We start from the raw sequence: 10478 nt of genomic DNA on the forward strand, positions 1-10478 counted from the left end.
GATCGACCTCACGTTTTTCGCGCGTTTGTGCTGCACGCCGATGACAGTCAGGCGACCGGCGCGTGATCGTGCGTGCTGACAGAGACAGACGCATGGAAAGCGCATTTTCTCTCGTGAAGTGATTTGCCGAATAAACCAATTCCAGTAAAGCTGATTTGAAATTGGTCTTAGAGTGGCTAACAAAACGTAGCGAGCGGTCGTCAGGTGGGCGTGGACGGCGCACAGGAACCGTAGTGTACGAGGGGTACATGAGGATTCCGAGCACCGGCCGCGCCCGCCTGGCGGCTGCGCAGTAGTTTTGTTAGCCGCTCTAAGCCACGCAACGCGCCGCAGGCCTGCGTGTCCAGGTCCGCAGCGCGATCTGGTTTCGAAGCGCGGCAGCGTTGCCGCGTCATACGGTGCAGTTGCACGTCAGGGGTTTGCGATCATGGCAGGGGCGTCGTTCGTCAGTGCATTGCAGTGCCTATCAGTGCTTCTCGCACCGGCGCTTGCGTTGCCTGCCTTGGCCGAACCTACATTGCAGTGTCCGCCAGCGTTGCGCCTCACCGATGGCACCTTGCGAAGCCCGGACCTGCCGGTGGGCACGCAGCTCGGCGCCGACCCGCATCAGGCGCTGCGGTTATCGTCGATCGGCGTGTATTCGGGCCACCCTCGCGAGCGTGCCGCTCTGATGCCGCGCAACGCGGAAGCAGCGCAGCCGCGTGGCTTGGCGCGCTGGGTCTGGCGTTTCGATGATGCAGACCCGCACGGCACGTATGTGGTCTGCGCGTACGGTGAGGCAGTGCAGGTGTCCCTGCGCATCAGCGTGCCGCACGCACCTGCACAGGCACCTTGCGCAGCGACCCCATGCCCGCAGCCGAACGGAGCGCATCTTTCGACTGCGAGTAGCGCGCCCGACCGGATAGTCGAGCAGGCAGCAGCGCACTGTCGATCAGCGCACCGCGCTGCCTGTCCTATGCGATCGCCCAAACGCAAAAAACCCCGCCGAAGCGAGGTTTTTTACGATTTACCGTGAGTCGTGGTGCCCAGGAGAGGACTCGAACCTCCACGAAGTTGCCCCGCTAGCACCTGAAGCTAGTGCGTCTACCAATTCCGCCACCTGGGCGACTCAGGGGGGCGAATTGTGCAAGCTGCGCGCGAGACTGTCAACGCACCCGGCACATTTTTTTCGTCGCGCCGTACGCAGCACGGCAACCGAACCAGTCCGATGCTGGCGCACGCATGCATCGGTGCATGCGCCACGTGCGCTCACGGCAACTGTGCCGCCTGCAGCGTGACCTGGGCAGTTTGCACCGACTCATTCGCCGAGCGTGCCAGTTGCACGCGGTAAGTGCCCGCGGCAATCGTCCAGCGACGTGCCTTGACATCGAAATCGGCCAGGGTCTTGGGCTCCGCCACGACCTGCACGCTGCGTTTTTCGCCCGGCTTTAGCGTGAGCTTCTGCCAGCCGATCAGGCGCAGTGGGGTGGCGTGGCCGTCGGGCAGGGTGACGTAGAGCTGCGGCACGGCGGCGCCTTGGCGCTGACCAATGTTTTCCACCTCGAAAGTGGCAGTGAGCTGGCTGCCGCGTGCATCCACCTGCAGCCCGCCCATGCGGAACTGCGTGTACGACAGGCCATGGCCGAACGGGTAGCGTGGTGTCAGCTTGCGCGCAGCGAACCATTTGTAGCCGACGTTGGCGCCTTCGATGGCGTAGTCGATGCTGTCTTCGCCCGGCTTGGCCGGCTTGAAGCCCAGCCCTGGAATCGACGGGCGCGGCAGCTGCGATTCGTCTACCGGCCAGGTCACCGGCAGGTGGCCGGAAGGATTCACCGCGCCGGTCAGCAGGTTGGCGATCGCCTCGCCGCCCCCGATCCCCGGATACCACGCCTGCAACACCGCCGGCACGCGCTCGGCCCACGGCATGCGCACCGGTCCGTTGGTTTCCAGCACCACGGTGGTCTTGGGGTTGGCCTTGGCCACCGCTTCGATCAACGCGTCCTGATTGTCGGGCAAGCGCATGTCCGGCAGGTCCACCGATTCAGCGGCCCACTGGGTGGCGAACACGATCGCGACATCGGCAGCCTTGGCGGCGCGTGCGGCCGCATTGCGGTCCTTGCCGTCCAGGTAATCGATCTGCACGTTCGGCAATGCCGCACGCAGTGCCTGCAGCGGCGAGGACCGATGGATGATCACCGGGCCGGGCCAGGTGGTTGGCGTGGTGCCCGGTACCGCGTTCCCGCCGTTGATGGTGTAGTCCACGCGCGGGGAGCCGCCGCCGGACATCACGCCCTTGTCGGCGTAGCCGCCGATCACCGCGATGCGGCGCACGTCCCTGGACAGCGGCAACACATGGCCTGCTCGTTACGCAGCAACACGCTGCCTTCTTCAGCCACGCGCTGGGCAGCCAGAAGACCGGCCTTGCCATCGATGGGTTGACGCTGGGTGGGATGATCGAAGGCGCCATGCGCGAACAGGCTGCGCAACACGCGTTTGACCATGTCTTCGAAGCGCGCGCGGCACCACGCCGGCAGATACCGCCATGCGCAGTGGCGTATCGAAAAACACCGCCGCGTCGAACACTTCGCCGGCCGACTGCTGATCCAGCCCGGCCAAGGCCGCCTTGGAACCGCTATGCACGCCGCCCCAATCGGACATCACGTAACCGGGGTATTTCCATTCCTGCTTGAGCACCTGGTTGAGCAGGTAGTCGTGCTCGCAACCGTAGATGCCGTTGATCTTGTTGTACGAACACATCACCGAGGCCGGGTCGCCGATGTTCAGCGCAATCTCGAAGGCCAGCAGGTCCGATTCGTGCATCGCCTGCTCGCCGATCTGCGCGTTATGAAAGTTGCGCCGCGTTTCCATGTCGTTGAGTGCGAAGTGCTTCATCGTGGACAACACATGCTCGCTTTGCACGCCGCGAATCGATTCGCCGACCATGGTGCCGGCCAGCAACGGATCTTCACCGGCGTATTCGAAATTGCGCCCATTACGCGGGTCGCGCTGCAGATTGACACTGCCGGCCAGCAACACGTTGAAGCCCTGCTGCCAGGATTCGCGGCCCATGGTCTTGCCGCCGGTATACGCCAGTTGCCGGTTCCAGCTCGATGCGGTCGACGGTCCCGATGGCATCGCGGTGGCGTAGTCGCCCTTGCGGATGCCGCCGGGGTTGGTCACACCCACGCCGGCATCGGCCAGTTGCTGGGCGGGAATGCCCAGGCGCGGAATGCCGGGCACGTAACCGGCCGAACCGAGCGCACCTTCGGGCTTGGGAACCTTGTCGGTGCCCAGGCCGAAATAGCTGCGCAGCATCTGGAATTTTTCATCCTCTCTCATCTGCGCCAGCAGGCGCTCGGCGTGCTGGTCCGGGGTCAATGCAGTGTCCATCCAAGGCTGCGAAGATGGCGCGCCTTGCGCGACTGCCAGCGACGCGGCCAGGGCGATGCCAAGGCCCATCACGACCGCCAGGACCAGGGGGCGCGGACGGTTCTGGCAGGCTGTAAACGGTTTCATATCGAGCTGTGGCACGGGATATCCTTGTGGTACTGGGTCAAAACACATACGAGGGGCACCGAAGTGCCCAAATGGGCGGCGCGGTCATGCCGCGCCGACGCGTGCAGAATCGGCAGGTGGTTAGAAGTCGGTCTGCGCGGTGCGGAGTACCGGGTAGAGCTGGTAGCGCTCATCCCACGATGCGTGGCGCTTGGCAAAAAATTCCAGCCGTGCCTGCGGGTTGTTGGCGAAATCCGGATCGCTGGCGATGCGCTGTTCGAACTGCGCCTTCAACGCCGCATCGCGCGCGAGCATGTCGCGCGCCATCTCTTCGGCGACGTAGCCTTCCATGTACTCCTTGCGCTCGAACGCGGTATTGAAAAAGCCCCACTGCAGTAGTGAATCCGGCGCCTGCGGTTCCAGGATCGCCATCACCAGGCGTGCCTTGGGTTGGGCGATCGGCACGAACAACGAGCCGGCCGGCACGCTGCGGGTTTCATTGCGCCACTGCCCGCTGAGTTCGACTGTCTGATGGCTTTCGTTGGAGCGTGCCGCGAACTTGACCGCGTCGGCGCGGAAGGTTTGCACGGGCCGCTCCGCCACATTGCCGATGGTCGTGAATTGGATGCCATGCAGGCGCAGTTTTTCGCCTACCAGGGCCGCTTGCGCAGCCGGCACCAGGTAGCCGCCGCGTGGCGCATCCACCACCACATCGGGCTTGATCTGGTCGCGCAGCGGCACCTTCCAGACTTGCGGCTTGCTTTCGTCGTAGCGCGTCATCAGCGCGCCGGAAATCGGCGACGGTGTGCGCGTATACGCGTAGCCACGAAACGCCACCGTGCGCGCCTGGGGGCCTGCGGCAAAGCTCAGCGGTTCGGTCGTGCCGGCCAATCGCGTGGCGCGCTGATCGGCCGCCAGTGCATCGGCGCGCCACTGCGTGCCATGGCGTGCGGCCTGCTGCAACACCGAGACGATGGCGTTGCGGGTGATCCGCACGCGCGTTGGGTAATCCTTCCACGAATGCGTTTCCACCAACATGCCGAAGCGGTTGCGTAGCAGGAAATAGCCGTGCGAAAAGCGTGGCGGCGACACATCATCGGCAAAGCCGGAACTGGGATCGTCTTCGTGCACGAAGGAGGGGTAGTACGGCAGCGGCAACGAGCCCTGTTTTTTCAGGTCGGCAAGCACTGCGTCGCGCCAGCGTGTGCCATCGCGCTGCAGGCTCGCATCGCCGGCATGCACCGGCTCCACCTGCACCGAGACGTCGTGCTCGAACTTGGCACCGTCGGTGACGTGCAGGTCTACATACATCAGCGGGTCCCACTGCTGCACCAGTTGCAGCATGGCCTGCATTTCCGGCGCGTCGGCCTTGACGTAATCGCGGTTGAGATTGAGGTTCTGCGCGGTGGTGCGCCAGCCCATCTGCTCGGGGCCGCGCTGGTTGGGGCGGTTCCAGGCACCGAAGCGCTCATGCCCATCGACGTTGAATACCGGCACGAACACCCACACCAGCTTGTCGAGCACGCCGTGGCCGGCCTTGCCGTCGAGCAACTCACGCAGAGCAAGAAAGCCCGCATCCTTGCCATCGATCTCGCCGGCATGGATGCCGCCCTGGACCAAGACCACCGGCAGCTTGCGTTGTGCGGCCGATTGCGCGTCGAGCGCGCCGCTGGCGGAGGCGATCAAGGCCTTCATCGTCCTGCCCTCGGGTGTGGTGCCGAACTGGATGCAACGCACCGCCTGCGGGTAGCGCTGCGCAAACGTATCGCACAATGCAATGACTTCGTCGTAGCGGCCGGTCTGGATAAAGCCGCTGCGCTCTGCCTGCGTGTTCAGCGGCGCGGCAGCCGGTGCGGTGGGGGCGGAAGTCGACAGCAACAGGCTCAGGGCCAGGCGAGTGAAGCGGGGCATCCAGCGGTCCAGTGTTCCAGGAAAACGTTTGCAATGTAGCCGAGCCGCTGTGCAAGGCCAATCTGCACTGCGTCATGGTCCTGCCGTGACCGGTGACAAGCGTGGGTTTTCACCTGGAAGCGGGGCGGCGTTTCGTTGACCAGCTGAGCGACCTTCGAGATAGGCGCCAATAACGCGGATGCTGTGCAACGTTTGGCACAGTGTCGTTTTCGGTGGACCTGTACGACATCGATCACGCCAGAGTGAAGTCCGCCGGCCGTGTCCGCTCAGTGCCCGCGGCCGGCATTCCCGCGGGGGCAATGGCGGCCGGCGGGCGGGCGCCGGTACGATAGGGCCTGTTTTCAGCATGACCGGACTGCCTTTGACCACCTCCATCTCGCCAGGCGCTTCTGCCGGCGCGCAGCTGCCGCGCCAGATCCCTTTCATCATCGGCAACGAAGCCTGCGAGCGTTTCAGCTTCTACGGCATGCGCAACATCCTGGTGCAGTTCCTGATCACCTCGCTGCTGCTGCAGGAAATCAGCGGGCCGGGGCGCGAGGCCGAGGCCAAGCACATCCTGCACAGTTTCATGATCGGTGTGTATTTCTTCCCGTTGCTGGGCGGTTGGCTGGCCGACCGCTTTTTCGGCAAGTACAACACCATCCTGTGGTTCAGTCTGGTGTACTGCACCGGACATGCCTGCCTTGCGCTGTTTGAAGGCAGTCGCGACGGGTTTTTCCTGGGTCTGGGCCTGATCGCGCTAGGCGCAGGTGGCATCAAGCCGCTGGTGGCATCGTTCATGGGCGACCAGTTCGACCAGTCCAACAAGCACCTGGCCAAGGTGGTGTTCGACGCGTTCTACTGGACCATCAATTTCGGCTCGCTGTTTGCGTCGTTGCTGATTCCGCTGGCGCTGAAGAATCTTGGCCCGGCCTGGGCATTCGGCATTCCCGGCATCCTGATGTTCGTGGCCACGCTCGTGTTCTGGCTGGGGCGCAAGCGCTATGTGCTGGTGCCATTGCCGCCCAAGGATCCGCATGGGTTCGCTGCGGTGGTGCGCACCGCGTTACTGACGCACGTGCCCGGGCAGGGGCGTCCGGGCTTGCTGCTGGCGATCGTCTCGGTGCTGCTGGCGCTGGCTGGCTTCGCACTGGTCGAGCAATTGGGCATCGTCGTGTGCCTGTGTATCGCGCTGGTGCTGTTGCTGGCCGGTATCGGTGGCGGGACCTGGTGGCAGCTGGAGCGCGCGCGTGGCACCCATCCAGATGTTGCGGTGGAAGGTGTGCGGGCGCTGTTGCGGGTGTTGGTGATCTTTGCGCTGGTGACGCCGTTCTTTTCGTTGTTCGACCAGAAGGCCTCGACCTGGGTGCTGCAGGGGCGGGAGATGACCATGCCGGCCTGGTTCACCGCCTCGCACTCGCAGATGCAGGCACTCAACCCGCTGCTGGTGATGCTGCTGATCCCTTTCAACAACCTAGTGCTGTACCCGCTGTTACGCCGTGGCGGCTGGGAGCCGACCCCGTTGCGCCGCATGACCAGCGGCATCGCCTTCAGTGGCGTGGCCTGGATTGCGGTGGGCGCGATCCAGATGGTGATGGACGGTGGCGAGCCGATGCACATCGCCTGGCAGATCCTGCCGTACGCACTGCTCACCTTCGGCGAGGTGCTGGTCTCGGCCACCGGCATCGAGTTCGCCTATAGCCAGGCGCCGCCGTCGATGAAGGGCGTGGTGATGAGTTTCTGGTATCTCACCACCACCGTCGGCAATCTGTGGGTGCTGCTGTCGAACGTAGCGGTGCGCAACGCGACGGTGACCGCGCATATCGCCGATACTGGGCTCAGCGAAGCGGCCTTCCTGATGTTTTTCTTCGCGGCCTTCGCGTTCCTGGCGGCACTTGCCTTCGGCTTGTATGCACGCCGGTATCGCATGGTCGACAACTACCGTACTGCCTGAGGTCTGCATGATTACCCTGATCCTGATCGCCATCACCGGCATCGTCTCGTGGATGGCGTTCAACAACCGCAAGTTGAGCGACCGGCTGATCCTGTGGCCGCCGGCGGTAGACAAGCACAAGCAATACGACCGCCTGGTGACCTATGGCTTCATCCATGCCGACCTGGGGCACCTGATTTTCAACATGATCACGCTGTTCTTCTTCGGCCGGGTGATCGAGAACGTGATGGCCCAGCTCACCGGCAGCGTGCTGACCTATCCGTTGTTCTATCTGGCCGCACTGTTGGTCTCGATCCTGCCCAGCTACCTGAAGAACCAGAAGAATCCGAATTACCTCAGCCTGGGCGCGTCCGGTGCGGTGTCGGCGGTGTTGTTTGCCTTCATCCTGCTGCAACCATGGACGATCATCCTGGTGCTGTTCATTCCAGCCCCGGCGATTCTCTATGCGGTGTTTTACGTCGGCTACAGCCTGTGGATGGACCGCCGCGGCGGCGATCGCATCAACCACAGCGCGCATCTGGCCGGCGCTGCGTTCGGCGTGATGTTCATGCTGATCATGGAGCCGCGCGTGTGGCAGGTGTTTCTGGAACAGCTCTCCAACCCGCGCTTCGGCTGAGCGCGACGAGCGGCGGTTACATTGCCCAAGCTCAACGCGCTGACGTTGTCGCAGGTAGATAGCGGAGTTCCGTGCGCGCAGCGCGCGGCTTCTGCAAGCCGAAGCGTGGATGCAGCGAGCGCAGTGAAACACCCGACGACTGCTGGCGCGTACGGACCGGACCGTCGCGGGAAGCGGTTAAGAAGCAGGCCCGATAACGACGAGCCAGATCAGACCGACGCGATGGCACGGTCTTGATAGACTTGCTAGGGCCTGTTAACACATCCGAAGCCCTTCAACGACTAGGGCGAAGCTGAGGAAACCGAGAAACATGACGTCCAGCTTCTCGAAGCGAGTGAAAATTCGGCGGTCGCCTTTCAAGCGACGGAACAGCCTCTCTACTTCGTTGCGCCGGTTGTACATTTCCCTGTTGTAGTCCCAAGGCTCGACCCGATTGGATTTCGGCGGGACCACCGGCACGAAGCCAAGATCGCGCGCCAACTGGCGGGTTTGGTTGCCTTCGTAAGCAGGGTCCATCAACAAATGAATCGGCCGCTCCACTGCCCCCAGATGTTCAAGCAACGTGCGGCCTGCCGGTGCGTCATGCGCGTTGCTAGGCATCAATCCGAAGGTGATGGCTGTTCGAGCATCTGCGGCAACCAGATGAATTTTGGTGTTCCATCCACCGTGCGACTTGCCGATGGCTTGCGGGCGGTTTTTTTAATGCATCCGTGCCATCTGGATGCACCTTGACGATGGTGGAGTTCAGTGAAACCGCTTCAATTTTGATGCGTACGATCTTGGACTTCTGCAATTGGGCGAACATCCGGTCCAGCACACCCGCTTTGGCCCAACGGTTCATGCGCGTGTACACAGTGTGCCAGTTGCCAAAGCGCTTGGGTAGGCAGCGCCATTTGCACTCATGCTCGGCAACGTAAAGGATGGCGTTGACCACTTGCAGGTTGGTCATGCTGACATTGCCGCGCTGCGCCGGCAGGCAGTGTTCGATCAGGGAAAATTGCGCTGGCGTGATCTCCATGCCTGATAGTTTAATCGCTTAATCCATTAGTGTTTACAGGCTCTAGATGGGCTCAACGACTGCACAGCGTATGAGACCGCTGCGCAGCGATGCACCAGCTCAGCCCGCGTTGCGTTCCTGGTCGGCGCTGGATGCCACGCCGTAGGCCTGCTGCAGACGCTCGTACACCGTATCGTTGAGCTGCGTGAAATCCGGATTGTGGGTATCGCCCTTGAGAGCGAACTGGAACAGGCCCTCCAGCAACGAGCTGTCGCTGTCTGCGCTGTGTCCTGCCGAATCGTTGTTCATGCGGTGGCTCCCTCGTAGGTAAGGCGAAGACGTCGCTGCTTCCGCAAACCGGTTGCCGTGATTGCCTTCGGATCAGCTATCGGCGCGCCCCGGAGGAACTTGAGCGGGTGTTGCGCAACCGATCACAGCATCGATTCACTTTCACGCAGGCGCGGCATCGCGCTGGTCACACTGACCGCCATTTCTTGCTGGCGAAGAACGTGAGCGAGGCGTCGACAGTGCACGCAGAACACGATCCGGCCCGGCAGCGTTTCAATATAGACACCGATGGACATCGTGCCGAACTGGCCTATCGGCGCGAGGGTGAGATCATGACCATCACGCACACGCAGGTGCCGGAGGCGGTCAGCGGACGCGGAGTTGCTGCGGCATTGGTCGAGGACGCTTTGGCATTCGCGCGGCAACACGGTTTGAAGGTGGTCCCGGCCTGCAGCTATGCCGATGCATATGTGCGGCGGCATCCGCAGTATCACGATTTGCTGGACTGACCAGCATTGGGTCTTTTCGAAACACTATTCATGCAGGGGAGCAGGTGGTAATGGGGCGGTTGCTTGGAGTGAAGGCAGTGCAGGGCTTGCTGGTGCTGGCCGTGTTGGCGGGTTGTACGCAGCGCGCCCCGACAACGGCAGAGCCGGGCGCGGCTGCAGCCGATGCAGCGCCTGCGGCAGCACCGCCTGCAGAGCCGACTGTTGTGCAGAGCGGCCCGCTGGAAGATGTGATCGAACATGCACCCGCCTACATGGTGGGCATCAGCTATCCGCGTGGGCTGGATGCATATCCGGAACTCACTGCGCTCATTCGCGGCTATGCGCAGGATGCGCGTGCCGAGCTGATGCAGGCAGTATCCGGCTTGGGCAACGACAAACCGCCCGCGCCGTATGAGCTGTCGCTGGCATTCGAAACCGTGTTGCAGACCCCCGACCTGATCGTGATTTCCGCCGACGGCAGCAGGTACACCGGCGGCGCGCATGGCGAGCCGCTGGTGGCGCGCTTTGTCTGGTTGGTCAAGGAGCGTAAGCAATTGACCGCGCAAGCATTGATTCCGGATCCGGCAGGCTGGGAAAAGATCGGCCGGGAGGTCGCGTCCCAATTGCATGCAGCAGCAACCCAGCGTGTCCAGGCCGATCGTGTGCCGGTAGAAGAGCAGGCTGAGCAGGTAGCTTCGGCCGATCGCATGATTGCCGAAGGAACCGCCGCGCAGGTGGACAATTTTGCGCAGTTAGGGCAACGCTGATCAA

At 62.9% G+C, this 10478-nt stretch carries 8 protein-coding genes, 1 tRNA gene, 1 other RNA gene and 2 pseudogenes; 5 read left to right on the forward strand and 7 right to left on the reverse strand.

All coding sequences use genetic code 11. The annotated features are described in order from the left end of the window. Positions 1–174: 174 nt before the first annotated feature. Positions 175–250: non-coding RNA, sX9 sRNA (locus tag XAXN_RS22185), on the reverse strand. A 177-nt stretch (positions 251–427) separates the two neighbouring features. Here XAXN_RS22185 and XAXN_RS23550 point away from each other — a divergent pair. Beyond that, positions 428–1015 carry an STY0301 family protein gene (locus XAXN_RS23550; protein ID WP_338133126.1) on the forward strand — a complete coding sequence of 196 codons (588 nt, stop codon included), beginning with the start codon at positions 428–430 and terminating at the stop codon, positions 1013–1015. 4 nt (positions 1016–1019) lie between these two features. Here the strand turns inward: XAXN_RS23550 and XAXN_RS19360 are convergent. The 3 genes and pseudogenes from XAXN_RS19360 to XAXN_RS19370 form a co-directional block, all read right to left on the reverse strand. Then, positions 1020–1105 (reverse strand) — tRNA-Leu (locus XAXN_RS19360). 143 nt (positions 1106–1248) lie between these two features. Next, positions 1249–3438, reverse strand: a pseudogene (locus XAXN_RS19365) (beta-glucosidase). A 177-nt stretch (positions 3439–3615) separates the two neighbouring features. Further along, positions 3616–5385 carry a M14 family metallopeptidase gene (locus XAXN_RS19370; RefSeq protein ID WP_054320729.1) on the reverse strand — a complete coding sequence of 590 codons (1770 nt, stop codon included), beginning with the start codon at positions 5383–5385 and terminating at the stop codon, positions 3616–3618. A 346-nt stretch (positions 5386–5731) separates the two neighbouring features. Here XAXN_RS19370 and XAXN_RS19375 point away from each other — a divergent pair, with 346 nt between their 5' ends. Further along, the gene (locus XAXN_RS19375) at positions 5732–7318 is read left to right on the forward strand and encodes a POT-type proton-dependent oligopeptide transporter (RefSeq protein ID WP_425511789.1); all 1587 of its coding nucleotides are present in this window, start codon (positions 5732–5734) and stop codon (positions 7316–7318) included. Positions 7319–7325: 7 nt separating this feature from the next. Beyond that, positions 7326–7934 (forward strand): rhomboid family intramembrane serine protease, encoded by a 609-nt coding sequence (locus XAXN_RS19380; protein WP_042821801.1) that lies wholly within the window; start codon positions 7326–7328, stop codon positions 7932–7934. A gap of 255 nt (positions 7935–8189) precedes the next feature. Here XAXN_RS19380 and XAXN_RS22190 read toward each other — a convergent pair. The 3 genes from XAXN_RS22190 to XAXN_RS22605 all read right to left on the reverse strand — a co-directional run bounded on the left by XAXN_RS22190 (position 8190) and on the right by XAXN_RS22605 (position 9515). Continuing rightward, positions 8190–8952, reverse strand: a protein-coding gene (locus tag XAXN_RS22190) for an IS5 family transposase (protein ID WP_134984932.1) whose coding sequence is annotated in 2 segments (ribosomal slippage) — positions 8190–8634 and positions 8633–8952 — 765 coding nt in all. Because the reading frame shifts where the segments join, the coding sequence is not laid out codon by codon here. Positions 8953–9051: 99 nt separating this feature from the next. Further along, positions 9052–9240 (reverse strand): hypothetical protein, encoded by a 189-nt coding sequence (locus XAXN_RS19395; RefSeq protein WP_054320731.1) that lies wholly within the window; start codon positions 9238–9240, stop codon positions 9052–9054. Between the two features lie 122 nt (positions 9241–9362). Next, the gene (locus XAXN_RS22605; RefSeq protein WP_167694837.1) at positions 9363–9515 is read right to left on the reverse strand and encodes a hypothetical protein; all 153 of its coding nucleotides are present in this window, start codon (positions 9513–9515) and stop codon (positions 9363–9365) included. Between XAXN_RS22605 and XAXN_RS19400 the strand changes: the two genes are divergently transcribed. After that, positions 9459–9728 (forward strand): GNAT family N-acetyltransferase, encoded by a 270-nt coding sequence (locus tag XAXN_RS19400; protein ID WP_054320733.1) that lies wholly within the window; start codon positions 9459–9461, stop codon positions 9726–9728. The two genes, XAXN_RS22605 and XAXN_RS19400, sit on opposite strands and share 57 nt — an antisense overlap. 50 nt (positions 9729–9778) lie before the next feature. After that, positions 9779–10459, forward strand: a pseudogene (locus XAXN_RS19405) (PdaC/SigV domain-containing protein); the annotation flags it as partial. Positions 10460–10478 lie beyond the last annotated feature (19 nt).

Source organism: Xanthomonas axonopodis, from assembly GCF_001304695.1.
In the GTDB taxonomy this organism is placed as follows: Bacteria; Pseudomonadota; Gammaproteobacteria; order Xanthomonadales; family Xanthomonadaceae; genus Xanthomonas; species Xanthomonas axonopodis.

Bases quoted from the DNA above. Each gene is read 5' to 3' on its own strand.
- XAXN_RS19370 (WP_054320729.1), bottom strand. From the start codon at position 5,385: ATGCCCCGCTTCACTCGCCTGGCCCTGAGCCTGTTGCTGTCGACTTCC.
- XAXN_RS19380 (WP_042821801.1), top strand. From the start codon at position 7,326: ATGATTACCCTGATCCTGATCGCCATCACCGGCATCGTCTCGTGGATG.
- XAXN_RS22605 (WP_167694837.1), bottom strand. From the start codon at position 9,515: ATGTCCATCGGTGTCTATATTGAAACGCTGCCGGGCCGGATCGTGTTC.
- XAXN_RS19395 (WP_054320731.1), bottom strand. From the start codon at position 9,240: ATGAACAACGATTCGGCAGGACACAGCGCAGACAGCGACAGCTCGTTG.
- XAXN_RS23550 (WP_338133126.1), top strand. From the start codon at position 428: ATGGCAGGGGCGTCGTTCGTCAGTGCATTGCAGTGCCTATCAGTGCTT.
- XAXN_RS19375 (WP_425511789.1), top strand. From the start codon at position 5,732: ATGACCGGACTGCCTTTGACCACCTCCATCTCGCCAGGCGCTTCTGCC.